Consider the following 26,581-nt stretch of genomic DNA (forward strand, 5'->3'; position numbering starts at 1 on the left):
GCCGGAAGGGCAACACGCCATGGCCAAAACCCGTAAAGTCATCATCACCTGTGCGGTGACGGGTGCGATCCACACGCCCTCGATGTCGCCCTATCTGCCGGTGACGCCCGATGAGATCATCGACGCCGCCGTCGGGGCTGCCGAGGCTGGCGCGGCGCTGGTGCATGTCCATGCGCGCAATCCGGTGACCGGCCAGCCCGACCAGTCTCCGGAGGCCTTCGAGCCCTTCCTCAAGGTGATCAAGCAGCGCAGCGACTGCGTCATCAACATCACCACAGGCGGTGCGCCGACCATGGGCATCGAGGAGCGGCTCGGCCCCTGCGCGCATTTCAAGCCGGAGGTCGCCTCGCTCAACATGGGCTCGATGAATTTCGGGCTCTATCCGATGCTGGCGCGCTTCAAGGATTTCAAGCACGAGTGGGAACGGCCATATCTCGAAGGCTCGAAGGATCGGATCTTCAAGAACACCTTCCAGGACATCGAGAACATCCTGACGACCTGCGCTGAGAACGGCACGCGCTTCGAGATCGAGTGCTACGATATCGGGCATCTCTATACGCTGGCCCATTTCGTCGACCGCGGACTGGTCAAGCCGCCCTTCTTCGTCCAGTCGGTCTTCGGCATCCTCGGCGGCATCGGCCCCCATCCGGAAGACGTCATCCACATGAAGCGCACCGCCGACCGGCTCTTTGGCGAGGACTACCACTGGTCGGTGCTGGGTGCCGGCCGCCACCAGCTTCCGATTGCCGCGATGGCGGTGTCGATGGGCGGCAACCTGCGCGTCGGTCTTGAGGATTCGCTCTGGCTCGGACCGGGACAGTTCGCGAAGTCGAATGCCGATCAGGTCCGGGCGGCGCGGATGATCATCGAGGGACTGGGGCTCGACATTGCGACTCCCGCCGACGCACGCGAAATCCTGCAGCTCAAAGGCGCCGACAAGGTCGCGTTCTGACGGGCTACCCGGTGGGGCTACGATCTGACACTGCGCGTGCTGGAGGCCGACCGGCGATTGCCTTACACAATCTCCGCGCCATGTGAGACACGGCGCAATGCGCTTACCCCACCGATTCGCACGGGAAATCTCCGCGTGCATTGGCTAGAGGCGAGGCAGTCGTCTATTTCATCGCAGCCAGCAGGCGGTCGATGAAGCCGTCGAATGCCGATTTGTCGATCCAGCGCAACACGGCCACGATGTCATGCTCGGGATCGATCCAGATGGCGTTGACCCCGGCCCCCAATGCGTGAACGGCCGTCTCGGGCACGCCGGGCCGAGCCGTCGCGCCGCGGTTCAGCCACCAGAGATAGCCGTAGTTCGACAGCGTCGGAGATGGCGCAAACATCTCCGCGATCCAGTCCGACGACACTAGTTGTCGTCCGTTCCACACGCCGCCGCGCGCCATCAGCAGGCCGAACCGGGCATGTTCGCGGGCGCCGATGAACAGGCCGCCGCCCCAATGGCTGCCGCCCGTCACCGACTGGACCCGCCGTCCCTCGATCTCGACCCAGGAATTCTCGTAGCCGTGCCAGGCCCAGTCCGGCGAGGCGCCGATGGGGTCCATGATCCGCTCGCGCAGGATCTCGGGGAGCGGACGCCGGAACCGCCTGAGCAGGCAGTAGGCCAGCAGATTGACCCGGACATCGTTGTATTCGTAGTGGCTGCCTGGTGTCTGGAGCGCACGGGCTTGCCCCTTGCGACTGTTGTCGGCCCCGGGGCCGATCTGCCGGTTGTGATCGACCTGATCGGATTTTCCGAAGATTTCGCCCTGCCACTCGCTGGATTGCTGCAGGAGGTGGCGCCAGGTGATGGGCGCGTTCTGGGCACTCTCGAAAAATGGACCATCGACGGTCGCCGCCACCGGCTCGTCGACATTGGCGATCAGGCCATCGGAAACGGCGAGCCCCGCCAGCACCGCGATATAGCTCTTGGCGATCGAGAAGGTCATGTCGGTGCGCGCGGTATCGCCCCATTCGGCGACGATCCGGCCGCCTTTGAGGATCAGGCCCGCGGGGCCGCCACGCTCTCGGACAGGGCCGGCGATATCGCTCCAGGGCCCGGACTCGTTCCACTCGACGAGGCCGACATAGCGTCCGTCGGGATAATACAGGCTGTGCGGCCAGGAACTCTCATGCGCCTCGGCGAAGGCGATCGCCGCGTCCAGGCGGGATGCATCGAAGCTGGCATCGGTCGGCGAAACCGTGGCCCAGGCGCCGGTAACGGACGGCGGTACGTAAGAAGCGAGAGGTTCTGTCACGGAGTCTATGCCCTGGCGTGGAAGCGGTGTCTGGCGTGACCATCCTGGACTTCGGCACGGGTCCTACGCAACATGCGCCAGCGCGGATGGCGCTGCGTAAAAAGCCTTTGCCATCCCGTTGCACCGATTGTGACGGAACCGCATCGGCGAACGGCGCGCCGGCAACCAGAGGTAGCGGCAGGCCTTGAACATATCCGGAATCTCTTTATCAAAAAGAATCCTTCGCTGACGGGCTGACTGCTCTTAGACTGGAAATATCGCAGGCAGGTGACCCATCTGGGAATTGGAAATCGAGACGACGGCTGATTGCAGACGAAAAATCAAATCTTGAAGAATCCGAACGTCTCGACGGGAGGCCTCTCATCGAGGCGGTCCGGACGAAATTGGATCATCTGGGAACGGGGAGACATATGACGCATATCAACGCGACAGCCACCGCCGCATTCGGTCTGGCCGGCGGATTGGGCCGGACGGCGCCGCATGACTGACGACATCATTCTGGCGACGTCAGGCCTGACGAAAGAGTTCGGCGGCTTCACGGCCGTAGGCGGCGTCGATCTGAAGGTTCGGCGCGGTCATATCCATGCGCTGATCGGGCCCAACGGCGCGGGCAAGACGACCTGTTTCAATCTGTTGACCAAGTTCCTGAGCCCGACCAGGGGTGCGATCATGTTCAACGGGCGCGACATCACCCGCCAGAAGCCGGCCGAGATTGCGCGGCTCGGGCTGGTGCGCTCCTTCCAGATCTCGGCGGTGTTCCCGCAGCTCAGCGTGCTGACCAACGTCCGTATCGCCTTGCAGCGCAAGCGGGGCGATTCGTTCGATTTCTGGCGCTCCGAGGATGTGCTGAAGCCGCTCGACGAAGAGGCGATGCGGCTCGTCGATGCCGTCGGGCTCGCAGCCTTCGCCGCGCTGCCGGCGGTCGAACTCTCGTATGGTCGCAAGCGCGCGCTGGAGATCGCCACGACGCTGGCGCTGGACCCCGAGATGATGCTGCTCGACGAACCGATGGCCGGCATGGGCCGCGAGGATGTCGAGCGCATCGAGGCGTTGATCCGGAAAGTCTCGGCCAACCGCACCATCCTGATGGTCGAGCACAATCTCTCGGTGGTCGCCTCGCTGTCGGACCGCATCACCGTATTGGCGCGCGGTCAGGTCCTGGCCGAAGGCGACTATGCCACCGTTTCCAAGGACCCCCGCGTCATCGAAGCCTATATCGGCTCGGGAGTTGGCCATGCTCACTGAGTCTACGATGGACAGGCCCGCTGCGGGCACGGCCCCGCTGCTCCAGGTACGTGGCCTGGAAGCCTGGTACGGCGAATCGCATGTGCTGCACGGCATCGATTTCGATGTCGCGCCGGGAGAGGTGGTGACGCTGCTCGGCCGCAACGGCGCCGGCAAGACCACGACGCTGAAGTCGATCATGGGCGTCATCGGCAAGCGTAAGGGCTCGGTCGTGCTGGAGGGCGCCGAGACGATCGGGCTGCCCTCGCGGGCGATCGCCAGGCTCGGCATCGGGTATGTGCCCGAAGAGCGCGGCATCTATGCTTCGCTCAGTGTCGAGGAGAACCTGATGCTGCCGCCCCGGGTGCGGCCGGGCGGGCTCTCGCTGGAGCAGATCTTCACGCTGTTTCCCAACATCAAGGAGCGGCTGAAGAGCCAGGGCACCAAGCTCTCGGGCGGCGAGCAGCAGATGCTGGCGATCGGCCGCATCCTGCGCACCGGCGCGCATTTCCTGCTGCTCGACGAGCCGACGGAAGGACTTGCGCCGGTAATCATCGACCAGATCGGCGCGACGATCCGCAAGCTGAAGCAGGATGGCTACACGATCATCCTGGTCGAGCAGAACTTCCGCTTCGCCGCGACCGTTGCAGACCGGCACTATGTTGTCGAACAGGGCAAGGTGATCGACATGATCCCCAACGACCAATTGGATGCCAATATCGACAAGCTGCATGGTTATCTCGGGGTCTAATCTGTGTCCGCGGACGGAGATAGAAGGCCCCCAATCCGATCCATATCGGACCACACGTCGAAAACGACATCATTCCAGGGAGAAGAACGAATGAAACTCAAGACCTTACTGACGACGACCGCATTCGCCGCTTTGATGGCGGCGCCTGCGCTCGCCCAGCAGATCAGTGTGAAGGCCGGCGTCCTCAACGACCGCTCCGGCCTCTATGCCGACCTCTCCGGCGAGGGCTCGGTGATCGCCGCGAAGATGGCGGTCGAGGACTTCAAGGCGACTGAGAAGGGCATCAAGGTCGAGATCGTCTCGGCCGACCACCAGAACAAGCCCGATGTCGGCTCGACCATCGCCCGCACCTGGTACGACCAGGACGGCGTCGACCTGATCCTCGACGTGCCGACCTCGTCGGTGGCGCTTGCGGTCAACCAGATCACCAAGGAAAAGAACAAGATCCACATCAATTCGGGCGCCGCATCGTCGGACCTGACCGGCAAGGCCTGCTCGCCCAATACGGTCCACTGGACCTACGACACCTATGCGCTGGCGCAGGGCACCGGCGGCGCGATGGTCAAGGCCGGCGGCGATTCATGGTTCTTCCTCACCGCCGACTATGCCTTCGGCCATGCGCTGGAGCGCGATGCATCCGCCGTCGTCACCAAGAACGGCGGCAAGGTGCTCGGTGTCGTGCGCACGCCGTTCCCGGGCACGGATTTCTCCTCCTTCCTGCTGCAGGCGCAGGCCTCCAAGGCCAAGGTCATCGGGCTGGCGAATGCCGGTGGCGACACGATCAACTCGATCAAGCAGGCCGGCGAGTTCGGCATCACGGCTGGCGGCCAGAAGCTGGCGGGACTGCTCGTCTTCCTCTCCGACGTGCATTCGCTCGGGCTCGCGACCGCGCAGGGACTGGTGCTGACGGAATCCTTCTACTGGGATACCAACGACCAGACGCGCGGGTGGTCCGACCGCTTCGCCAAGGCCAATGGCGGCAAGAAGCCGACCATGGTGCAGGCCGGCGTCTATTCCGGGATGCTGCACTATCTCAAGGCGGTCGAGGCGGCCAAGAGCAAGGACTCCGCCGTCGTGATGGCCAAGATGAAGGAACTGCCGACGGACGATCCGCTGTTCGGCAAGGGCTCGGTGCGCGCCGACGGCCGCAAGCTGCACGACATGTATCTGTTCGAGGTCAAGAAGCCGGCCGAGTCGAAGGGTCCGTGGGACTACTACAAACAGGTCTCGGTGCTGCCGGCCGAGCAGGCCTTCCGCCCGCTCGCCGAAAGCGAATGCCCGCTCGTCAAGAAGTGAACCTGTGACACCCGGCTCCGTCGGGTGTCAGCCCCTCCGGCGTAATTCCGGACACGCCGCGAAGCGGCGCCGATCCGGAATCCATCATAGAGCTGTCGCGCCCTTCGATGGATTCCGGGTTTCCGCTTCGCTCCGCCCGGAATGACGGCAGAGGTTTTTTACGAAGACCCTCCGACGTCCAGATGATCTGAGCCCCGCATGTTCGAACTCCTCGGAATTCCGCCACAAGCCCTGTTCGGCCAGGTTCTTCTGGGCTTGATCAACGGCTCGTTCTATGCGATCCTCAGCCTCGGGCTGGCGGTGATCTTCGGGCTGCTCAACATCATCAATTTCAGCCATGGCGCGCAGTATATGATGGGCGCCTTCGTCGCCTGGATGTGCCTGAACTATCTCGGCATCAACTACTGGGCGGCGCTGCTGATCGCGCCCCTGATCGTCGGCGCGACCGGCATCGCGATCGAGCGATTGCTGCTCAAGCGCATCGCCCATGTCGATCATCTCTACGGCCTGCTGCTCACCTTCGGCCTGGCGCTGATCATCCAAGGGCTGTTCCGCAACAGCTACGGCTCGTCGGGCCTGCCTTACCAGATCCCGGCGGAACTGCGCGGCGGCCAGAATCTCGGCTTCATGTTCTTGCCCTATTACCGCGGCTGGGTCGTCGTCGCCTCGCTGGTGGTCTGCCTCGCGACCTGGTTCCTGATCGAGAAAACGAAGCTTGGCGCCTACCTGCGCGCCGCGACCGAGAACCCGACCCTGACCCAGGCCTTCGGCATCAACGTGCCGCTTTTGGTGACGCTGACCTATGGCTTCGGCGTCGCGCTGGCGGGCTTTGCCGGCGTGCTCGCCGCTCCGATCTATTCGGTCAACCCGAACATGGGCGCCGACCTGATCATCGTCGTCTTCGCGGTGGTTGTCATCGGCGGCATGGGCTCGATCCTGGGCGCCATTGTCACCGGCTTCTCGCTGGGGTTGATCGAGGGCCTGACCAAGGTGTTTTACCCGGAAGGCTCGGCGACGGTGATCTTCATCATCATGGTGCTGGTATTGCTGGTACGGCCGGCCGGCCTGTTCGGACGGGCCGCGTGATGGCGATCCGCCGCGACGAGACGAGGATTTGACCATGGCCGATATCGCCGCCACCGACGCTCCCGCTGCTGCGCTCCTACCCGGTAAGGCCGACAAGGGCACGTTGCGCCTGCACCGCGCCATCATGATCGGGCTCGCCATCGCGCTCGTTATCGCGCCCTTCGTCGCCTATCCGGTCTTCGTGATGAAGGTCCTGTGCTTCGCGCTCTTCGCGCTCGCCTTCAATTTGCTGCTTGGCTATGGCGGCTTGCTCTCCTTCGGCCACGCCGCCTATTTCGGCATGGCGAGCTATGTCTGCGCCTTCACCGCCAAGAATTGGGGCCTGACGCCGGAACTGGCGATCCTGCTGGGAACGGCCGTGTCTGCGGCGCTCGGCGCCCTGTTCGGCGCGCTCGCGATCCGGCGGCAGGGTATCTACTTCGCCATGATCACGCTGGCGCTGGCGCAGATGGTGTTCTTCTTTTCGCTGCAGACGCCGCGCTTCACCGGTGGCGAGGACGGCATCCAGGCGGTACCCCGCGGGCGACTCTTCGGCCTGATAGACCTCTCCGACGACCGGACGCTGTACTGGCTCGTCGCGGCCATCTTCATGGCCGGCGTGATCGCGATCTACCGCATCATCCACTCCCCATTCGGCCAGGTCTGCAAGGCGATCCGCGACAACGAACCTCGCGCCATCTCGCTCGGCTATCGCGCCAACCAGTACAAACTCGCCGTCTTCGTGCTTTCGGCGATGCTGGCGGGGCTCGCCGGCGCGACCAAGGCGATCGTCTTCCAGCTCGCCTCGCTGACCGACGTCTACTGGACGATGTCGGGCGAGGTCGTGCTGATGACGCTGGTCGGGGGCTTAGGCACCGTCTTCGGGCCGATCGTCGGCGCCGCCGTCATTGTCGCGATGCAGAACTACCTCGCCAGCCTCGGCTCATGGGTACTCGTCGTCCAAGGCGTCATCTTCGTCATCTGCGTCATGACCTTCCGAGAGGGCATCGTTGGCGTCATCGCCAAGAAAATCGGCAGGCCGCTCTGATCTCCCTTGCCTCAGGTTGACGTGCCGAAAGGCTGCAAGGGCCGCGTGTGGAGGCTTGGTCATCCCTTGCGCGGCGCGCACTTTGCATGTCCCGGCCCTGCTGCGCTGCATGGTTGACGCCTGTGTTGGCACATGGCTTGCTCGACACTCCAACGACCGACAGCGGCCGAACGATCGCTGAAGACTGAGACAGATTGATCCGTGGAGGAGTTTCTATGAACGATCAAGACCTGCGACGGCTCGTCGCGGACGTGAAGGATGGCGCCCTGTCGCGGCGCTCCTTCATTAAGAAGGCGGCGGCAATCGGTCTCACCGCCCCGATCGCCAGCCAGCTGCTCGCCTGGAACGGCGTGGCGATGGCCAATGCCACGCTGCCATACAAGCCAACCAAGGCTGGCGGCGGCGGCCCGCTTAAGATCCTGCTCTGGCAGGCACCGACCCTGCTGAACCCGCATTTCGCCAGCGGCACCAAGGACCAGATTGCCTCGCGCATCTTCTTCGAGCCGCTCGCCGGCTGGGACAAGGAGGGCAACCTGATTCCCTGCCTGGCGGCCGAAACTCCTTCCAAGGCCAATGGCGGCCTCTCGGCCGACGGCAAGGAAGTGATCTGGAAGCTAAAGCCGGGCGTCAAATGGCATGACGGCAAGCCCCTTACCGCCGACGACGTCGTCTTCACCTGGGAATATGCCGCTGATCCGGCGACCGCCGCCTACACCTCGGGCTCCTATACTAATATCAAAGTCGAGAAGATCGACGACCTGACGATTAAGATTTTATTCAAGGAGCCGACGCCGTTCTGGGCCGATCCTTTCGTCGGCGTCTTCGGCGCCATTTTGCCCAAGCACCATTTCGGCGAGTACAAGGGCGCCAAGTCGCGCGAGGCTCCCGCCAACCTCAAGCCCGTCGGCACCGGCCCCTACAAGTTCGTCGATTTCAAGCCGGGCGATATCCTGACCGGCGAGCGCAACCCCGATTACCACGTCAAGAACCAGCCCCATTTCGACACGATCGACGTGAAGGGCGGCGGCGATGCCGTCTCGGCGGCCCGTGCCGTGCTGCAGACCGGCGAATTCGATTATGCCTGGAACCTGCAGGTCGAGGACGAGGTCCTCAAGCGCATGGAGACAGGCGGACGCGGCAAGATCAGCGCCGTGGTTTCGGGCGACATCGAGTTCATCATCCTCAACACCACCGATCCGTGGACCGAGGTCGATGGCGAGCGGTCAAGCGTCAAGACCAAGCACCCGACCCTCTCCGACCCGAAGGTTCGCGAGGCGATCAACCTGCTGATCGACCGCGATTCGATACAGAAGTTCATCTATGGCCGCGGCGGCATCGCGACGGCGAGCTTCGTGAACCAGCCGGACATGTTCCGCTCGAAGAAGCTGAAATACGAGTTCAACGTCGACAAGGCTAACAAGATCCTCGATGACGCCGGCTACAAGAAGGGCGCCGACGGGATCCGCGAGAAGGACGGCAAGAAGCTCAAATACGTCTACCAGACCTCGATCAACGCCCCGCGCCAGAAGACCCAGGCCATCATCAAGCAGGCCTGCCAGCGTGCCGGCATCGACCTCGAACTGAAGTCGGTTACGGCCTCGGTGTTCTTCTCGTCGGACGTCGCCAACCCCGACACCTACACCAAGCTCTATGTCGACATGGAGATGTACACCACGACGCAGCCGCAGCCCGATCCGGAAGTCTTCCTGAACCAGTTCACCTCCTGGCAGATCTCCAACAAGGAGAACAAGTGGCTCGGCCGCAACGTCTCGCGCTACACCGATCCGGCAGCGGATGAGGCTTACAAGGCCGCCCAGAAGGAACTCGACCCGGCCAAGCGCGCCGCGCTGCTGATCAAAGTCGACGAGATCTTCTGCGAAGCCAATGTGATCCTGCCGCTGCTGTCGCGCACCCGCGTCGCCGCATCCGTGCATAACCTCATGCATGATCACAGCGGCTGGGACGTCGATACGTGGAACGTCGCCGCCTGGTATCGCAGCTAAGAGTCGCAACGATCCTTCACGGCGGCCTGCGTCGCCGTGAAGGGCACCCCTCCGTGCCAGCCTGACCTTGTGAGCGCGTCTGACGCGCAGCGGGGTCGGTCGAGAACCGCTCCCGGTCCGTGGCTTAGCCGCGCGCTCAAAGAGACCAGCCTTTATGTTCAACTACCTCATCCGGCGATTGCTCATCGCGATTCCAAGCCTTCTAGGCATAAGCGTGATCCTGTTCACCGTGCTGGCGATGGCTCCGGGTGATCCGTTTTCGGAAATGGCGACCAACCCCAACGTGCCGCCCGAAGTTCGCGAGGCGCTTCGCGCCAGCTTCGGCCTCAACGACCCGATCATGGTGCGCTATCTGCGCTGGCTGACGGCGATGATGCAGGGCGACTGGGGCTTCTCCTTCGCCAGCCGCATCGATGTCGACAAGCTGATCCTACAGCGCGTCCCGACAACGCTGTTCGTCGTTGGTTCCTCGCAGGTTCTGGCGCTTTGCGTTGCGCTGCCGGTCGGCATCTATGCCGCGACGCGTCCCTATTCGGTGTTCGACCAGATCGCCAATACCTTGGCCTTCGTCGGCTTCTCTCTGCCGACCTTCTTCACCGGCCTGCTCTTCATCCTGATTTTCTCGGTGGCGCTCGACTGGTTTCCCTTCGTCTACCGCTCCGACATCGCGGCGACAGGTTGGCGCTGGTATTGGGAGATGTTTCGCCAGGCGATCATGCCGATCATGGTGCTCGGCCTGTTCCAGGCAGCCTCCTATACGCGCTATGTCCGCTCGGCGGTGCTCGACGTCATCCGCCTGGACTACGTCACCACCGCCCGTGCCAAGGGCCTGGGCGAGCGGACCGTGACGCTGCGCCACATCACGCGCAACGCACTGATCCCCGTCGTCACGCTGGTTGCGCTCCAGATGCCGGCCGTGTTCGGCGGTGCCATCGTCACCGAGCAGATCTTTCGCATTCCCGGCATCGGCTCGCTTTTGATCGATGCCATCCTCGCCAACGACACCCCTGTGATCATGGCGGTGACCTTCGTCTTCGCCTGTCTCGTCGTCCTCTTCAACCTCATCGCGGATTTCCTTTATGGCTGGCTCGACCCTCGCATCTCCTTCAGCTGATCCCCTCGCGGGATTGGTGAAAACGGACGCTGCGGTCTCGCCCGGTCGCGAGACCTGGCGCCGGTTCCGCCGCCATCGGCTGGCCATGGCGAGCACCGTCGTGCTGACCATGCTGGTGCTCGGCGTCGTCGTCGGTCCATGGCTCTGGCCTGTCGCGATCAATGAGATCGATTTCACGGCGCAGCTGCAGACTCCCTCCTGGAGCCACCCCTTCGGAACCGACGATCTCGGCCAGGATATTCTGGCGCGAATGATCTATGGCGGCCGGATTTCGCTGGCCGTCGGCCTCGCCGCGATGTTCGTCGCGACCTTCGTCGGCGTCATCGTCGGCGCATTGGCGGGCATGTCGCGCGGCTATGTCGATTCCTTCCTGATGTGGGTGACCGACCTGTTCCTCTCGCTGCCGCAATTGCCGCTGCTTTTGCTCGTGATCTATCTCTTCCGCGAACAGCTGAAGGCGGCTTTCGGCGTCGAGGGCGGCGTGTTCGTCCTGATCGTGATCGTCATCGGCGGCCTGAAATGGATGCCGGTGGCACGGCTGGTGCGGGCCCAGTTCATGTCGCTGCGCGAGAAGGAGTTCGTCGAGGCCGCCAAGGCCAATGGCGCGACGAAGTTCCGGCAGATGGTCCACCATATCCTGCCGAACGCGATCGGCCCGGTCATCGTCGCGGCGACGATCGAGGTCTCCTCCGCGATCATCGCCGAATCGACGCTGTCCTTCCTCGGACTGGGCTTCCCGCCCGACATCCCGACCTGGGGGCGCCTGCTCTTCGACGCCAAGGATCACCTCGACTCAGCCCCGCATTGGGCACTGTTTCCGGGCGCGGCCATCTTCCTGACCGTGCTCTCCATCAACTTCATCGGCGACGGCCTGCGCGACGCGCTCGATCCGCGCCGCGTCATCTAACCGAAAAAGGCAACTCCTCATGAGCGAACCCATCCTTTCGGTCCAGAATCTGACGACCGCTTTTCGTGTCGAGGGCGTTTGGAAGCCCGTCGTCCGCAATGTCTCCTTCGAGATCGCGCCCAAGGAGACGGTGGCAGTGGTGGGCGAGTCGGGTTCGGGCAAGAGCGTCACTGCGCTCTCGATCATGCGCCTGACGCCCGAGGGCAACAGCCGCGTCGAGGGCTCGATCAAGCTTGCCGGTCGCGAACTGCTGACGCTGCCCAATTCGGACATGCGCAAGATCCGCGGCGACGACATGGCGATGATCTTCCAGGAACCGATGACCTCGCTGAACCCGGTTCTGACCATCGGCTTCCAGATCGCGGAATCGCTGATCCTGCATCGCGGCATGTCGCGCTCGCAGGCCGAGGCCGAGACCGTGCGCCTGCTCGAAAAGGTCCGCATCCCGGCGGCGAAGTCGCGCTTCAACGAATATCCGCACCGCTTCTCGGGCGGCATGCGCCAGCGCGTGATGATCGCCATGGCGCTCGCCTGCAAGCCCAAGCTCCTGATCGCAGACGAGCCGACCACCGCGCTCGACGTCACGATCCAGGCGCAGATCCTGCAGCTCATCAAGCTGCTGCAGGAGGAGGAGGGCATGTCCGTCCTCTTCATCACCCATGACATGGGCGTCGTTGCCGAAATCGCCGACCGGACTGTCGTGATGTATAATGGCGAGGCGGTCGAGACCGGCGAGACCAACGACATCTTCGTGCGCGCCAAACACCCCTACACCCGCTCGCTGCTCTCGGCCGTCCCCAAGCTCGGCTCGATGGGCGGCCATACGCGGCCGATGCGGTTCCCCGTCGTCGATCGCCTGACAGGCCTGTCGGACGTGCCGGAGGAGACGCCCGATACCGTCGCCGCCAGCGAGCGTCCGGTGCTCGAGGTTTCGGGTCTGACCACGCGCTTCGATATCCGCGCCGGCGTGCTCGGTCGCGTCAAGGGCCGAGTCCATGCGGTCGAGAACCTGTCCTTCAGCGTTCAGGGCGGCGAGACGCTGGCGCTGGTGGGCGAATCCGGTTGCGGCAAGTCGACCACCGGCCGCTCGGTGATGCGCCTGATCGAGCCGCAGGCCGGTTCCGTTCTGCTCGACGGCGTCGACCTCCTCAAGCTCAACCAGACCGATTTGCGCGAACAGCGCAAGCGCATCCAGATGATCTTCCAGGACCCCTTCGCAAGCTTGAACCCGCGCATGAACGTCGGCGCCGCGATCGCCGAGCCGCTGATCATCAACAAGCTCGCCACCCGCTCGCAGGCACGCGAGCAGATCGCCGAACTGTTGCGCCGCGTCGGCCTGCAGCCCGACATGGCGAGCCGCTTCCCGCACGAGTTCTCGGGCGGCCAGCGCCAGCGTATCTGCATCGCGCGGGCGCTCGCCGTCGAGCCGAGGCTGATCGTCGCCGACGAGTCGGTCTCCGCGCTCGACGTCTCGGTCAAGGCCCAGGTCATCAACCTGATGCTGGAGCTGCAGGCCCGCATGAACCTGGCCTATCTCTTCATCTCGCATGACATGGCGGTGGTCGAGCGCGTCAGCCATCGCGTTGCGGTGATGTATCTCGGCGAGATCGTCGAGATCGGCCCGCGCGCGGCGATCTTCGGCAACCCGCAGCACCCCTATACCAAGCGCCTGCTGGCTGCCGTGCCGATCGCCGACCCTGCCCGTCGCCACGAGAAGAGCCCGGTCTCCAACGACGAGATCAAGAGCCCGGTTCGCCCGGCCGACTACGTGTCGCCGGAACGCCAGTTCCGCGAAGTCTCGCCCGGCCATGCCGTGATGATCTGGGGCGAGGAATGGGAGCGCCCTGCGATCCAGAGCGCCGCTGCCTGAGTGGAAGCGCGGCCCGTTCAGCGGGCCGCGCGCTTCGGCGACTGCTCTAACTGGCGAAGAACGGGCCACGCCCGCTCTCACCTGATCAGCCGCGAAACCGTTCTGAAATGCGGGTGCTCCGCACTGCGCAGCCACTCGAACACCACCATCTCGGTCGTAACGATCTCGGCGCCGTGACGCTCCATGCGGCGGACCGCAACCTCCTTCGATTCCACGGCCCGCGAGCCGATCGCATCCTGCACGACGATGGTTCGCCGCCCCAGTTCGAGCAGGCTCAGCACCGTCTGGCCGACGCAGACATGCGCCTCGCAGCCGCAGATCACGAGATCGCCCTTGTCCGCCAGCGCCTCCAGGAAGGCGGGTTCCGCGCAAGCATCGAAACTCATCTTGGTGATGACCGGACCGCTCCCGGCGAGCTCAGCTACGCTCGTTCCGAGACCGTCCGGATTTTGCTCGGTCATCAGAACCGGAATTCCGAGCTGCCCGGCGGCGTCGACCAGCCGCCTCGCATTGGCGACGAGCCGCGGTCCGTCATGGATCGCCGGCATCAGCCGGGCCTGGAAATCGATGATGACGAGTGTCGTATTCGTTGCGCTGATAAGTGGCATGGCGTGATGTCCAGGACCGGAGCAGCACGGTAGCACTCGGTGTGGCTCTGCGGCAGGTGCCGCAAAGTGATGACACGACACGCATTGCCACTCTGCGGCCCCGCCTCTGGCGCATGGCCAAGGCCCACCCTAGACTCTGATCATTCCCTAGGCGCAGGCATGACAATCAATGGACAAGCGGGTCGAGACGGAGGCGCATCAAACGCCTCTCACCCATGAGGATATTCTCAGCATCCTGTTTGGAATCATGCTCGCCATGTTTCTGGCGGCGCTTGACCAGACCATCGTCGCCACTGCCATGCCGACGATCGGCCGCGAGCTCGGCGACGTCACGCATCTGCCCTGGGTGGTGACGTCTTATCTGATCGCATCGACCGCCGTGACGCCGCTCTACGGCAAGCTGGCCGACATTCATGGCCGGCGCGTCGTGCTGCTGAGCGGCATCGCGATCTTCATGCTGGGCTCGGTCGCCTGTGCGCTCGCGCCCTCACTCTGGCTGCTCGTCGTGGCGCGGTTCGTCCAGGGGTTGGGCGGGGGTGGTCTGATCGCAATGGTGCAGACCATCATTGCCGACATGGTGCCGCCCAAGGAGCGCGGGAAATATCAGGTCTATATCGCCACCGTGTTCTTTTCCGCCTCCGTGCTCGGGCCGGTGCTGGGCGGGATCATTGCCGAGGCCCTGCATTGGTCGGTTATCTTCTGGGTCAACCTGCCGCTGGGCGCTGCAGCTTACTGGATGACGAGTTCCGCGCTGAAGCGCCTGCCGCGCCATGAGCGGCCGCACAAGCTCGATGTCCTGGGAGCATTGCTGATCACCAGCGCGACGACGACGCTGCTGCTCGCGCTGTCCTGGGGCGGCACGCATTACCCATGGGCCTCGCTGCAGATCGTCGGGCTGGTGGCGTTCTCGCTTTTGCTCTGGTTCGGCTTCGCCTGGCGGCTGCGCACGGCCGACGAGCCGCTCATCCCATTGGCCATTCTGGCCAATCCCGTCGTGCGCGACGGCACCATCGCGGCCGGCTTCGGCATGGGAACGTTCATCGGCCTGACGATCTATCTGCCGCTGTACTTCGAAACGGTCGCAGGGCTGTCGGCCACCTATTCGGGCCTGGGCCTCCTGCCGTTGACCTGCGGCACTGTGCTTGGCGCGACGACCTCGGGTCGCGCATTGACGCGGGTGACCCACTACAAGCGTCTGCCGATGGTGGGATTGAGTCTGGCGGTGGCCGGCATGGTCCTCCTGACTGTCTTTGCCGGACGGATGCCGCTGCTGCCCTTCGGCCTGCTCCTCGCCTTGATCAGCTTCGGGCTCGGCACCATGCTCCCCGTCGCGACCATCTCCATCCAGAATGCGGTGCAAAATCACCAGCTTGGCACGGCGACCGCGGTGGCCAATTTCTTCCGCCAGATCGGCGGGGCGCTGATCGTCGCGGTCTTTGGAGCGATCGTGCTCGGCGGCGTCGGCGCCGCGGGCACGGGGCTCTCGCCCGAGGCGCTGAAGCTCGGCACCGTGGATCGCGGCATGATGGTGCAGCTGTTCCGCTATGTCTTCGCGGCGACGTCCTTCGGCTTCGCCATGGCGCTCTTCTTCATCGTCCGGATGAAGGAGTTGCCGCTACGCGGCGGGGCGGCTGCAGTGGCCGAGGCGATCGCCGGAGATTGACGCGGCTTTACACGTCAATCGCGCTTTCGTTTGCCTTTGCCACAGCACCGTCAAACACTGGGTGCAAGTCTCGCAACCATGCCGTGGCAGGAGAACCCCATGTCCGATCTCGTCGTCATCGTCTACCCGACCGAAGCCCGCGCCGAAGAGATGCGTCTCAAGATCATCTCGCTGCAGAAGGAATATCTGATCGAGATCGGCGATGCCGCCATTGCCGTCATGCACGAGGACGGCAAGGTCAAGCTCAACCAGCTGCTGAACACCACGGCGCTCGGCGCCGTCTCGGGCAGCTTCTGGGGCCTGCTGATCGGCGCGATCTTCCTGATGCCGGTCTTCGGCGCAGCGCTCGGTGCAGCTTCGGGCGCACTTGGCGGAGCGTTGACCGACTATGGCGTCAATGACGGCTTCATGAAGGAGCTGTCCGCCAGCCTGCAGCCGGGCAATGCGGCGCTGTTCGTGCTGATCAACAAGATGACCGGCGACAAGGTGCTAGAGGCGATCAAGGGCACCGGCGGCGTCGTGCTGAAGACGTCGCTCGATCATACCCGCGAACAGCAATTGCGCGATGCGCTTGTGGCGACCGGTGGCACGACCCCGCCCCAGCCCGCCCCGGCTCCTGAAGGCTCGGGTGCACCCTCCCCCGTGGGCTGAGCATCACGGTTCGAACTCCGTCATTCCGGGCACAGCGAAGCGGAGACCCGGAATCCATCATAGAGGACATACATTGCCTTACGATGGATTCAGGATCGGCGCGGCTTCGCCGCTTGTCCGGAATGACGGGGACGGGGACGGAGACGTCAATCCCGCAGCAGCTCGTTGATGCCGGTCTTCGAACGGGTCTGCGCATCGACCGTCTTGACGATGACGGCGCAGGACAGCGAGGGGCCGGGCGTGCCGTCCGGGAACGGCCTGCCCGGCAGCGAGCCGGGCACAACCACGGAATAGGGCGGCACCTTGCCGACATGGACCTGGCCGGTAGCGCGGTCGACGATCTTGGTCGAAGCCGAAATGAAGACACCCATCGAGAGCACCGAGCCCTCGCCGACGATGACGCCCTCGACCACCTCAGAGCGCGCGCCGATGAAGCAGTTGTCTTCGATGATGGTGGGATTGGCCTGCAGCGGCTCCAGCACGCCGCCGATGCCGACGCCGCCCGAGAGATGGACGTTCTTGCCGATCTGGGCGCAGGAGCCGACCGTCGCCCAGGTATCGACCATGGTGCCGCTGTCGACATAGGCGCCGATATTGACGAAGGACGGCATCAGCACGACGTTGGGCGCCAGGAACGAACCGCGGCGGGCGGCGGCCGGCGGCACGACGCGGAAGCCCGCGGCGCGGAAGCGGTTTTCGCCCCAGCCTTCGAACTTGGACGGCACCTTGTCCCAGAACACGCCCTCGCCCGGACCGTTGGCGATGATCATGTTGTCGGTCAGGCGGAAGGAGAGCAGCACCGCCTTCTTGAGCCACTGATGCACCACCCAGTCGGAACCGACCTTCTCGGCAACCCGGGCCTGCCCTGCGTCGAGCAGTTCGATCGCCTGCTCGACGGCCTCGCGCACCGCGCCTTTCGTATTGATGCCGATCTCTGAGCGGGCCTCCCAGGCGGCATCGATGGTGGCGGCGAGGTCGGTCAGGGACATGGCGGGCTCCGGCGGTTGGACACGGGCCGAGCGATGGCGGATGGCAACTGCGGCGTCAAGGTTTGGAGCGGTCGATGTTGCAAGCTCACCATCGGCTCGGCTACTGCTTTCCGTGGTTCGCTAGGCCAGTCGACGACAGAACATTCCAGAGGCAAGGGCAACACAATGTCGAAGAAGGTTTTTCCCGACGCCAAGGCGGCACTCGCCGGGGCCATCAAGGACGGCATGACGATCATGGCCGGCGGCTTCGGTCTTTGTGGCATCCCCGATATCCTGATCGAGGCGGTGCGGGAGAGCGGCGCCAAGGATTTGACCTTCATCTCGAACAATGCCGGCATCGACGGGGCCGGCCTCGGTATCCTGCTAGAAACCCGCCAGATCAGGAAAATGATCTCGTCCTATGTCGGCGAGAACAAGCTCTTCGCCCAGCAGTTCCTCGCCGGCGAACTCGAGCTCGAATTCACCCCGCAAGGTACGCTGGCGGAGCGCATCCGCGCCGGCGGCGCCGGCATCCCGGCCTTCTACACCAAGACCGGCGTCGGCACGCTTGTCGCGGAGGGCAAGGAGGAGCGCGAGTTCGACGGCGAGCGCTATATCATGGAACGCGGCCTCTTCGCCGATCTCTCCCTCGTCCACGCCTGGAAGGCCGACACCGAAGGCAACCTCGTCTATCGGAAGACAGCGCGGAACTTCAATCCGATGATGGCCTCGGCCTCGCGCATGACCATCGCCCAGGTCGAGCATCTGGTGCCGGCCGGCGAGATCGACCCTGACCAGATGCACACGCCCGGCATCTTCGTGAAGCGGATCGTGCACGTCACCAACGCGGCCAAGCGCATCGAGCAGCGCACCGTGCGCAAGCGTGCGGCCTGAGGAGATCAAGACAATGGCATGGACCCGCGAACAGATCGCCGCGCGCGCGGCGAAGGAACTGAAGGACGGCTACTACGTCAACCTCGGTATCGGCATCCCGACGCTGGTCTCGAACTACATCCCCGAAGGTGTCTCGGTTCAGCTCCAGTCCGAAAACGGCATGCTCGGCATGGGCCCGTTTCCCTATGAGGGCGACGAGGATCCCGACCTGATCAACGCCGGCAAGCAGACCATCACCGAACTCAAGACGACGAGCTATTTCTCCTCGGCCGACTCGTTCGGCATGATCCGCGGCGGCCATATCGACCTCTCGATCCTAGGCGCTATGCAGGTCGCGGAAAACGGCGACCTCGCCAACTGGATGATCCCTGGCAAGGTGGTGAAGGGCATGGGCGGCGCCATGGACCTCGTCGCCGGCGTCAAGAAGGTCGTGGTGGTCATGGAGCACGTCGCCAAGAACAAGGACGGCTCGGAATCGGCCAAGCTTCTCAAGGCCTGCGACCTGCCGCTGACCGGCGCGGGGGTCGTCGACATGGTCATCACCGACCTCGGCGTCTTTGCGATCGACGAGAATGGCGGCGGCATGACCCTGATCGAACTCGCCGAGGGCGTCACGCTCGACGAGATCACGAGCAAGACGGAAGCGGCGTTCAAGGTCGCGGTGTAAGCTCGAACCTTCGGGCCAAGAGCGCTGGGAACCCTCTCCCGTAGGGAGAGGGCAGGGTGAGGGGTCGGCCCTTCAACCAGCTAAACACGATCCTATCCGCACTCCCGTTCAGGCCAATCTCGAAACGTCCGTCACCTCTCCCCTGCCCCTCTCCTTACAGGAGAGGGATTCCCCGTGCTCCATCGTTGGGGTTTTCTGCTACCGCCCCCGCCCGCTTTCCCAACCCGCCCGCACCAGCTCCGGCACCTCGCTCTCCTCCTCCGGCCACCCCACGCACAGCCACGCGATCAGCCGCCACTCCGGCGGCGCGCCCAGCACCTCGCGCACGACCTTCGGCTCCAGGATCGACACCCATCCCACCCCGACGCCCGCGACCCGCGCCGCCAGCCAGAACTGCGTAATCGCCGCGACGACGGAGTAGTCCAGCATCTCGGGCATGGTTTTCTGCCCGAGCCCGTGTCCTTGCCGGGTTGCATGGTCGCAGAACACCGCAATCTGCTCGGGCGCCTCTCGCATCCCCTCCAGTTTGAGGCTGGCATAGAGCCTTGCCTGCTCACCCTCGTAATCGTCGAGCGCCTGCCGGTTGCAGCGTGCGAAGCTCGCTTGCGCCGCCTCGCGCTGCGCCTCCCGCATGACGCGCACCCAGCGCCAGGGCTGCGAGTGCCCTACCGAAGGCGAAAGCTCCGCCTGCGCCAGCAGCCGCTCGACCAGCCCGTCGGGCAGCGCCTCGCGCCGGAAGCGCCGGACATCGCGCCGCCACGCCAGCAATTGGCCGAACTGGGCGGCGAAGGCTGCGTCGAACACCGGCGGCGAACTCACGGCGCCACCGCGATGGCGTGGAAGAACGAGCCGGTCACCAGCCCGCGCCGGCTTCCGGCGGGCATGGGGGCTGAGCCATGCGGGTCCGTCACCATCGCGAAGGGCGCATCGTCGCCCGTCGAGACGATGGTGGCGTAGTGGAACTCATGCCCCGTCAGGGCCTGGCCGGCGTCGCCGAGCGGCCCGTCCGCCTGCAGCACGGCGCGGCGATAGCCGAGGTTCATCTTGCGCCGGGCAAAGGAGGTCTCGACCCCGAGCAGCCCGGCCATGGCGTGACTGACGCCATCGGCATCGATCAGGCTTTTGCCCAAAACCATGTAGCCGCCGCATTCGCCATGCACCGGCCGCGTCTGCGCGAAGCCGCGCAGCCCCTCAAGGAACTGCGACGCGCCCGCCAGCCTGCCGGCATGCAGCTCGGGATAGCCGCCGGGCAGCCAGCAGGCGTCGCATTCGTCCGGTGGTGCTTCGTCGGCCAGTGGTGAGAACGGCACGAGTTCGGCGCCGCTCGCGCGCCAGCCCGCCTCGACATGGGGATAGACGAAGCTGAAGGCGGCATCGCGCGCGATCGCGATGCACCGGCCGGGCGTGGGCAGGGCAGGGGCGGCCATGACAGCCGACGCCACGGTCGTCGCGCCGGCCACCGCGACGATCGCATCGAGATCGACTGCCGCCGCCACGGCATCCGCCAACGCATCGAGCCGCTGATGCAAATCCGCCGTCTCGCCGGCCTGCACCAGTCCCAGATGGCGCTCCGGCAGGATCAAGCTCGCCTCGCGCGGCAACGCGCCGAGCACCGGCAGCCCGATCCTGGCCATGCCCTGCCCGACCAGCCGGCTGTGCCGCTCGCTCGCGACCTTGTTGAGGATCACGCCGGCGATGCTGATGCGCGGATCGTAATGCATGCAGCCAAGTGCAATGGCCGCAGCCGATTGCGCCTGTCCCGAAACGTCGATTACGAGCAGGATCGGCCAGCCGAACAGCGCCGCGACATCGGCGCTGGCACCGGTGCGGCCCTCAGGTCCTGGCACGCCGTCGAACAGCCCCATCGAGCCTTCCGCGATGATGAGGTCGGCCCCGTCGGCCGCGCCCTTCGCGATCTGGTGCAGCAGGGCTGTCGGCATGGCGAAGGAATCGAGATTGGCACTGGGCGCGCCCGTCGCCGCCGCATGGAAGGCGGGGTCGATATAGTCCGGCCCGCATTTCAGTCCGCGCACGGTCAAGCCTCGGCGCACCAGAGCCCGCTGCAGCCCGAGCGTGATCGTGGTCTTGCCCGAGCCCGAGCGGGGAGCCGCGATGATGAGGCCGGGCGCGGTCATGGGCGGGCTCCAGCGTCATTGCGAGCGCAGCGAAGCAATCTACAGCCGCGCGCTCCGAGTCCCCCTCGATTGCTTCGCTGCGCTCGCAATGACGATGACTGACGCCGGCCCGCGCCTGCGCTATGCAATCCGCCATGGACGAGATGCCAACAGGGGAATTGCGGCGCGGCTGGACGACGGGCGCCTGCGCCGCGGCGGCCGCCAAATCCGCCTATGTCGGCTGGGTGACGGGCGAATTCATCGATCCGGTCGTCATCACACTGCCGGGCGGACAGCAGCCGGCCTTCGCGCTCGCCAGCCATGCCGTCCATGCCGAAGGCGCGCAGGCCGGCATCGTCAAGGATGCCGGCGACGATCCCGACGTCACCCATGGCGCGACCGTGCTTGTCCATGTCGGTCCGGCGCCTGCCGGGGCAGGCATCGTCTTCCAGGCCGGAGAGGGCGTCGGCACGGTCACGCTGCCGGGCCTGCCCTTGCCGGTCGGCGAGCCCGCCATCAACCCGATGCCGCGCGAGATGATCCGACAGGCTCTGGCTGAGACGCAGGCCGCGACCAGCGGCCCGCGCGATGTCACCGTCACCATCGCCATCCCCGGCGGCGACATCATCGCGCAAAAGACCATGAATCCGCGACTCGGCATCGTCGGCGGGCTGTCGATCCTCGGCACGACCGGGATCGTGATCCCGTTCTCCTGCGCCGCCTGGATCCATTCGATCCATCGCGGCATCGATGTCGCGCGCGCGACGGGCCTGAACCATGTCGCCGGCGCCACCGGATCGACCTCCGAGGCTGCGATCCGGCAGCTTCACGGCCTGCCCGAGCAGGCCCTCATCGACATGGGCGACTTCGCCGGTGGAATGCTCAAATACCTGCGCAAGCACCCGGTCGCGCGCGTCACGATCGCCGGCGGCTTCGCAAAGATGGTCAAGCTCGGCCAGGGCATGCTCGATCTTCACTCGCGCGCTGGGCCCGTCGATCTCGCCTGGCTGTCGGATCGGTTGCGCGAGGCCGGTGGCGGCGAGGATCTCGCCGCGTGGGTGCCGCAGGCGAACACCGCGTTGGAGGTGCTGCAACGAGCCCAAGCCGCCGGCCTGCCGCTGGCCGAGGTGGTTGCGGGATATGCCTGGACGAATGCTGCCCGCTCGCTCGGCGTGCCTGATTCGGAACTGGAGATCGCGGTGTTCGACCGGCAGGGCGGATTGGTGGCGAAGACGCCGTTCCGAAAGATCGGCTGAGGCTCTCATGCGCCGCCTCCCGGCCTGAAGCGGCGATCATAGCCTGCCGAATATAGCGCGCTCTCGCCGAAATCGCCCGAGCCCAGCGCCGACCCGACCAGAATCAGCGCCGTGCGCTCCAGCCCTGACTCCCGCACCTGCGCCGCGATGCCCGACAGCGTCCCGCGCAGCACGCGCTCATCGGGCCAGGATGCGCGGAACACGATCGCGACGGGGCAATCCGGCCCGTAGAACGGCGAGAGCTCGCTCACCACCTGCTCGATCACATGGATCGACAGATGGATCGCAAGCGTCGCGCCGGACGCCGCGAAGGTCGCGAGCGTCTCCTTCGGAGGCATCGCCGAAGCCCGACCGGATGTGCGCGTCAGCACGAGCGACTGCGCCACGCCCGGCAGCGTCAGTTCGCGCCTGAGTGCCGCGGCCGCCGCCGCAAAGGCCGGGACGCCGGGCGTCACGTCGTAGGGTATGCCGAGCGCGTCGAGCCGGCGCATCTGTTCGCCACAGGCGCTCCAGATCGAAACGTCGCCCGAATGCAGCCGCGCCACGTCCTGCCCGGCCTCGTGCGCTGTTTTCATCTCCGCGATGATCGCATCGAGATCGAGCGGGGCGGTATCGAGGATGCGTGCGCCGGCTGGGCACCAGTCGAGCATCGCCTTCGGGATCAGCGAGCCGGCATAGAGGCAGACCGGGCAGCTCGCGATCAGATCGCGCCCGCGCACGGTGATGAGATCGGGTGCGCCGGGGCCGGCGCCGATGAAATGGACGGTCATGATGCCGCTCTCGCCAGCGCACAGGTCACGCGCGCCGTCGCGATGCGCGGCTGGACCAGCGTTCCGCCCGGTCCCGCAGCGGCGAGTGCGGCGGCTTCCGCCACCGAACCGACGCCATAGAGCGAGACGATCCGGGTCGAGCGCGTGGCGCAGGCGGCCTCATAGTCCTTGAGCGCCTCGTCGGGCACAACCACGAGTTCGGCCGCGCGGCTGGCGGCAGCGGCGGTAAGCCCCGGTTCGGTCATCCGGCTCGACAGCGTGGCGAGCCGCGGCGTGCCTTCGCCCGCGACACCGGCAAGCGCCAGCGCTTCGTCCAGGCAGGCGAGGATGTCGGCTTCGCTGGTACCGGGCCGCAAGCCCAGCCCCGCGACGAGGCGGCCGATCATCGCTCAGTCCTCGATGCCACCCACACCGTCATTCCGGGCAAGCGAAGCGCAGACCCGGAATCTATCATAGGGCACCGGCAGCACTCTATGATGGATTCCGGATCGGCGCCGCTTCGCGGCTTGTCCGGAATGACGGCGTGGGTGGAGGAAAGCAATCTCACGGCTTCTCGACCCGCCATTGCGTCACCGGCATCGCCGGCCGCCAGCCATGCTTGCTGCCGACGGGGGCGAGTCGGTCGATCGAGATGCGCCGCAGCGAACCGCCATGCGCGGCATGGAGCGCCGCGAGCTTCGCCTCGCCTTCGATCGTCACGACATTGGCGACAAGCCGGCCGCCCGGCTTCAGCGCCGTCCAGGCACCCTCGAACAGCCCCTCCACCGTCAGCCCGCCGCCGATAAAGACCGCATCCGGTGCAGGCCGTCCGGCAAAACCCTCAGGCGCCGCGCCGACGACCTCGACCGAAAGCCCTCCGAGCTCGACCTTGTTGCGGGTGATGCGGTGGGCCCGTTCCGGCTTGGCCTCGAAGGCGACCGCCCGGTTGCGGAGATGGCGCTGGCACCATTCGATCGCGACGGAACCCGAGCCCGCGCCGACATCCCAGAGCAGTTCGCCGCCGCGTGGCGCGAGCGCCGAGATCGTGATCGCGCGGATCTCCGATTTGGTGATCTGCCCGTCATGGGCGAACCAGTCCTCGTCGAGCCCCGGCGCCAGCGGCAGGATGCGTGAATCACGCCCGGCCGCGACATCGACCGCGATCATGTTCAGCGGCACGATGTCGTCGAAGGCAAAGGCGTCGGCGCGGGTCTCGCGGACGCGCTCCTGCGGGCCGCCGAGCGCTTCCATCACGACGATGCGGCTGGCACCCAGGCCGCGCGCGCTCATCAGTTCGGCGACGGCACGCGGCGTCGTCTCGTCCCATGACAGAGCGAGGATGCGGGCTCCCGGCTGCAGATGCGGCACGATCCGGTAGAGCGTGCGGCCATGCAGCGAGACCAGCGCGCATTCCTCCTGCGGCCAGCGCATCCGTGTGCAGGCCATCGCGAAGGAGGAGATCTGCGGGATGATCCGCATCTCCTGCGCCGGGATCGCCTTGGTCAGACCGGCCCCGATTCCGTAATGGAAAGGATCGCTGGTCGCGAGCACGCAGACCTTGCGGCCGCGCTCGGCCAGGATCGCCGGCAGGGCGTTGCGGAAGGGCTGCGGCCAGGCCCGCAATTCGCCCGGCACGGCACCCACCAGCGCGATATGGCGCTCGCCGCCGAACACGATCTCCGCGTCGTCGAGGGCGGCCAGCGCCTCCGGCGACAGCCCCGCCCGGCCGTCCTCGCCGAGGCCGATCAGCGCGAGCCACGGCCCGGTCTCGTCCCGGCTCGACAGCCTATCCGTTTCAAGCGTAACTAGTGACATGACCGTCCTCATCCTCGGCGGAACCAGCGAAGCGGCAGCACTTGACCGGCATCTGGCCGACCAGGCTCCCGAAATTCGCGCCATCGTTTCCCTGGCTGGGCATACCGCCGATCCCAGGCCCCTGAACCTTCCCGTCCGCATCGGCGGCTTCGGCGGCATCGAGGGTCTGCGGCGCTATCTGCAGGAAGAAGGCATCGTCGCCGTCGTCGATGCGACCCATCCCTTTGCTGCGATTATGCCTTTTCATGCGCAGGCCGCCTGCAAGGCCGAGAACGTGCCTCTGCTGGCGATCCGCCGCAAGCCCTGGGAACCGCGCGAGGGCGATCGCTGGAACTCGGTCATCGACATGGACGCCGCCGTCGAGGCGCTTGGCACGACGCCAAGGCGCGTCTTCCTTACCGTCGGCCGGCTCGAACTGCCCCATTTCGCCGACTCGCCGCGCCATCGCTATCTCGTGCGCGTGATCGAGCCGATCGGCGACCGGCTTCCGCTTCACGACGTCACCGTGATCCAGCAGCGCGGGCCGTTCCATGCCGATGACGAGGAGGATCTGATGCGCCGCGAAGGCGTCGAGATCCTCGTCACCAAGAACTCCGGCGGCGACGCCACCGCCGGCAAGCTCATCGCTGCGCGCCGGCTCGGGCTCCCGGTGATCATGGTCGAGCGGCCGGCCAAGCCCGATGTCGAGAGCGTCGAGCATATCGATCAGGTCCTGCCCTGGCTGGTGGCGCAGGGGCTCTTCGTTACCGAGCGCGGCGTATAGACGTAAGGTGCAGCATCTCCGCGCGCGATCAGCCGGGTCGATGAGGCGCCGATCATCACCAGCGTCGCCATGTCGGCAGATTCCGCAACTGTGATGGCCTCGGTCAGCGTCAGCACGCGCAGGACTTCGTCGGGGCGCCCCACGGCGCGGGCGAAGATCACGGGCGTTTGGCCCGCGCGATGCACCGCGGCGAGCTTGAGCGCTTCGCCCAGTTGCCAAGGCCGCGCCTTCGATATCGGATTGTAGAGGCAGATCACGAAATCGGCCTTCAGCACCGCCTCGAGCCGCGCCGTCACCACCTCCCAGGGTTTCAGATTGTCCGACAGCGAGATCGCGCAGAAATCGCCGCCGAGCGGTGCACCAGCCTTTGCGGCGGCAGCGAGCATGGCGGTGATGCCGGGTTCGACCGTGATCGGCAATGTAAGCCATTCCGGCTCGCCGCCTTCCAACGCCTCAAATACCGCCGCCGCCATCGCGAACACCCCGGGATCGCCGCCGGAGACGACGGCAACGGTTCTGCCCGTCGTCGCGAGCCGCAGTGCATGTTCGGCGCGCGCGATCTCGACGCGGTTGTCAGAAGCGTGTCTCGTCTGACCTGCGCGAGCTGGAAGGCGGTCGAGATAGGGGGCATAACCGACGAGATCGCTCGCAGCCTCGATCGCGGCTTGAGCCGCCGGCGTCAGCCAATGCGCCGCGCCGGGGCCGAGCCCGACGATGGTCAGCGAGCCTTCCGCCGCTTTGTGTCGAAGCTCGTCCGTTTCCACCTCCGCGCTGTCATCCCGGGCGGAGCCCAGCGGAGACCCGGGTTCCATGCCTGAACCTTTCTCGGAAAGGCTCCGGAATGGGTCCCGGATCGGCGCGGCTTCGCCGCTTGTCCGGGATGACGGCGGAGAGTTGGGATCG

General features: G+C 65.5%; 25 protein-coding genes. 16 read left to right on the forward strand and 9 right to left on the reverse strand.

The genetic code is table 11. From position 1 onward, the window contains the following. Window positions 1–19 precede the first annotated feature (19 nt). Window positions 20–952 (forward strand): 3,5-dioxohexanoate:acetyl-CoA acetone transferase, encoded by a 933-nt coding sequence (locus tag AXW83_RS21950; RefSeq protein ID WP_066617308.1) that lies wholly within the window; start codon window positions 20–22, stop codon window positions 950–952. Window positions 953–1,115: 163 nt separating this feature from the next. On the opposite strand, the gene AXW83_RS21955 is transcribed toward AXW83_RS21950, so the two are convergent. Further along, on the reverse strand, window positions 1,116–2,252 hold the full coding sequence (locus AXW83_RS21955) for a serine hydrolase domain-containing protein (RefSeq protein ID WP_082767319.1): 1,137 nt from the start codon (window positions 2,250–2,252) through the stop codon (window positions 1,116–1,118). Between the two features lie 480 nt (window positions 2,253–2,732). Here AXW83_RS21955 and AXW83_RS21960 point away from each other — a divergent pair, with 480 nt between their 5' ends. The 9 genes from AXW83_RS21960 (at window position 2,733) to AXW83_RS22000 (ending at window position 13,530) form a co-directional block, all read left to right on the forward strand. Further along, window positions 2,733–3,497, forward strand: coding sequence for an ABC transporter ATP-binding protein (locus AXW83_RS21960; protein ID WP_066617310.1), 765 nt, complete (start codon window positions 2,733–2,735; stop codon window positions 3,495–3,497). Further along, window positions 3,487–4,227: an ABC transporter ATP-binding protein gene (locus tag AXW83_RS21965; RefSeq protein WP_066617313.1), complete on the forward strand. Its 741-nt coding sequence runs from the start codon at window positions 3,487–3,489 to the stop codon at window positions 4,225–4,227. The genes AXW83_RS21960 and AXW83_RS21965 overlap by 11 nt, the downstream gene beginning before the upstream one ends. A gap of 90 nt (window positions 4,228–4,317) precedes the next feature. Then, window positions 4,318–5,523, forward strand: coding sequence for an ABC transporter substrate-binding protein (locus AXW83_RS21970; RefSeq protein ID WP_066617316.1), 1,206 nt, complete (start codon window positions 4,318–4,320; stop codon window positions 5,521–5,523). 198 nt (window positions 5,524–5,721) lie between these two features. Further along, window positions 5,722–6,609 (forward strand): branched-chain amino acid ABC transporter permease, encoded by an 888-nt coding sequence (locus tag AXW83_RS21975; protein WP_066617319.1) that lies wholly within the window; start codon window positions 5,722–5,724, stop codon window positions 6,607–6,609. Between the two features lie 34 nt (window positions 6,610–6,643). Beyond that, window positions 6,644–7,636 (forward strand): branched-chain amino acid ABC transporter permease, encoded by a 993-nt coding sequence (locus AXW83_RS21980; RefSeq protein ID WP_066617322.1) that lies wholly within the window; start codon window positions 6,644–6,646, stop codon window positions 7,634–7,636. Window positions 7,637–7,851: 215 nt separating this feature from the next. Beyond that, complete coding sequence (locus AXW83_RS21985; RefSeq protein WP_066617325.1) at window positions 7,852–9,639, forward strand: peptide ABC transporter substrate-binding protein; 1,788 nt, start codon at window positions 7,852–7,854, stop codon at window positions 9,637–9,639. A gap of 154 nt (window positions 9,640–9,793) precedes the next feature. Continuing rightward, entirely contained in the window at window positions 9,794–10,753 is a 960-nt protein-coding gene (locus AXW83_RS21990) for an ABC transporter permease (RefSeq protein ID WP_066617327.1), read from the forward strand. Continuing rightward, entirely contained in the window at window positions 10,719–11,660 is a 942-nt protein-coding gene (locus AXW83_RS21995) for an ABC transporter permease (RefSeq protein ID WP_066617330.1), read from the forward strand. The genes AXW83_RS21990 and AXW83_RS21995 overlap by 35 nt, the downstream gene beginning before the upstream one ends. 19 nt (window positions 11,661–11,679) lie before the next feature. After that, the gene (locus AXW83_RS22000; RefSeq protein ID WP_156640293.1) at window positions 11,680–13,530 is read left to right on the forward strand and encodes an ABC transporter ATP-binding protein; all 1,851 of its coding nucleotides are present in this window, start codon (window positions 11,680–11,682) and stop codon (window positions 13,528–13,530) included. Between the two features lie 77 nt (window positions 13,531–13,607). Here the strand turns inward: AXW83_RS22000 and AXW83_RS22005 are convergent, their stop codons facing one another. Next, window positions 13,608–14,138 carry an isochorismatase family protein gene (locus tag AXW83_RS22005; protein WP_066617333.1) on the reverse strand — a complete coding sequence of 177 codons (531 nt, stop codon included), beginning with the start codon at window positions 14,136–14,138 and terminating at the stop codon, window positions 13,608–13,610. A 169-nt stretch (window positions 14,139–14,307) separates the two neighbouring features. Here AXW83_RS22005 and AXW83_RS22010 point away from each other — a divergent pair, with 169 nt between their 5' ends. Continuing rightward, window positions 14,308–15,801: an MDR family MFS transporter gene (locus tag AXW83_RS22010; RefSeq protein WP_066617335.1), complete on the forward strand. Its 1,494-nt coding sequence runs from the start codon at window positions 14,308–14,310 to the stop codon at window positions 15,799–15,801. Window positions 15,802–15,900: 99 nt separating this feature from the next. After that, a complete protein-coding gene (locus AXW83_RS22015) occupies window positions 15,901–16,452 on the forward strand; it encodes a DUF1269 domain-containing protein (RefSeq protein WP_066617337.1) in 552 nt (183 codons plus the stop codon). Window positions 16,453–16,598: 146 nt separating this feature from the next. Here AXW83_RS22015 and dapD read toward each other — a convergent pair whose 3' ends face one another. Then, window positions 16,599–17,441 (reverse strand): 2,3,4,5-tetrahydropyridine-2,6-dicarboxylate N-succinyltransferase, encoded by an 843-nt coding sequence (gene dapD / locus AXW83_RS22020; protein WP_066617340.1) that lies wholly within the window; start codon window positions 17,439–17,441, stop codon window positions 16,599–16,601. A 165-nt stretch (window positions 17,442–17,606) separates the two neighbouring features. Between dapD and AXW83_RS22025 the strand changes: the two genes are divergently transcribed. Continuing rightward, a complete protein-coding gene (locus AXW83_RS22025) occupies window positions 17,607–18,314 on the forward strand; it encodes a CoA transferase subunit A (protein WP_066617343.1) in 708 nt (235 codons plus the stop codon). A 13-nt stretch (window positions 18,315–18,327) separates the two neighbouring features. Continuing rightward, window positions 18,328–18,981: a 3-oxoacid CoA-transferase subunit B gene (locus tag AXW83_RS22030; RefSeq protein ID WP_066617348.1), complete on the forward strand. Its 654-nt coding sequence runs from the start codon at window positions 18,328–18,330 to the stop codon at window positions 18,979–18,981. Window positions 18,982–19,179: 198 nt separating this feature from the next. Here AXW83_RS22030 and bluB read toward each other — a convergent pair whose 3' ends face one another. Beyond that, on the reverse strand, window positions 19,180–19,785 hold the full coding sequence (gene bluB / locus AXW83_RS22035; protein ID WP_156640295.1) for a 5,6-dimethylbenzimidazole synthase: 606 nt from the start codon (window positions 19,783–19,785) through the stop codon (window positions 19,180–19,182). An 11-nt stretch (window positions 19,786–19,796) separates the two neighbouring features. Then, window positions 19,797–21,116, reverse strand: coding sequence for a cobyrinate a,c-diamide synthase (locus tag AXW83_RS22040; protein ID WP_066617353.1), 1,320 nt, complete (start codon window positions 21,114–21,116; stop codon window positions 19,797–19,799). 134 nt (window positions 21,117–21,250) lie between these two features. Here AXW83_RS22040 and AXW83_RS22045 point away from each other — a divergent pair, with 134 nt between their 5' ends. Then, window positions 21,251–22,351 carry a cobalt-precorrin-5B (C(1))-methyltransferase gene (locus AXW83_RS22045; RefSeq protein ID WP_066621053.1) on the forward strand — a complete coding sequence of 367 codons (1,101 nt, stop codon included), beginning with the start codon at window positions 21,251–21,253 and terminating at the stop codon, window positions 22,349–22,351. A 5-nt stretch (window positions 22,352–22,356) separates the two neighbouring features. Here the strand turns inward: AXW83_RS22045 and cobM are convergent, their stop codons facing one another. The 3 genes from cobM to AXW83_RS22060 all read right to left on the reverse strand — a co-directional run bounded on the left by cobM (window position 22,357) and on the right by AXW83_RS22060 (window position 24,915). Next, window positions 22,357–23,121, reverse strand: coding sequence for a precorrin-4 C(11)-methyltransferase (cobM, locus tag AXW83_RS22050; RefSeq protein WP_066617356.1), 765 nt, complete (start codon window positions 23,119–23,121; stop codon window positions 22,357–22,359). Beyond that, window positions 23,118–23,507, reverse strand: coding sequence for a cobalamin biosynthesis protein (locus AXW83_RS22055; protein WP_066617359.1), 390 nt, complete (start codon window positions 23,505–23,507; stop codon window positions 23,118–23,120). Before AXW83_RS22055 ends, cobM begins: the two co-directional genes overlap by 4 nt. Window positions 23,508–23,664: 157 nt before the next feature. Next, window positions 23,665–24,915 carry a bifunctional cobalt-precorrin-7 (C(5))-methyltransferase/cobalt-precorrin-6B (C(15))-methyltransferase gene (locus AXW83_RS22060; protein ID WP_066617362.1) on the reverse strand — a complete coding sequence of 417 codons (1,251 nt, stop codon included), beginning with the start codon at window positions 24,913–24,915 and terminating at the stop codon, window positions 23,665–23,667. Between AXW83_RS22060 and AXW83_RS22065 the strand changes: the two genes are divergently transcribed. Continuing rightward, on the forward strand, window positions 24,914–25,678 hold the full coding sequence (locus AXW83_RS22065) for a cobalt-precorrin-6A reductase (RefSeq protein ID WP_066617365.1): 765 nt from the start codon (window positions 24,914–24,916) through the stop codon (window positions 25,676–25,678). The two genes, AXW83_RS22060 and AXW83_RS22065, sit on opposite strands and share 2 nt — an antisense overlap. Here AXW83_RS22065 and cobJ read toward each other — a convergent pair. Then, entirely contained in the window at window positions 25,621–26,490 is an 870-nt protein-coding gene (gene cobJ, locus AXW83_RS22070) for a precorrin-3B C(17)-methyltransferase (RefSeq protein ID WP_082767320.1), read from the reverse strand. The two genes, AXW83_RS22065 and cobJ, sit on opposite strands and share 58 nt — an antisense overlap. Window positions 26,491–26,581 lie beyond the last annotated feature (91 nt).

Source organism: Bosea sp. PAMC 26642 (assembly GCF_001562255.1).
Lineage (GTDB): Bacteria > Pseudomonadota > Alphaproteobacteria > Rhizobiales > Beijerinckiaceae > Allobosea.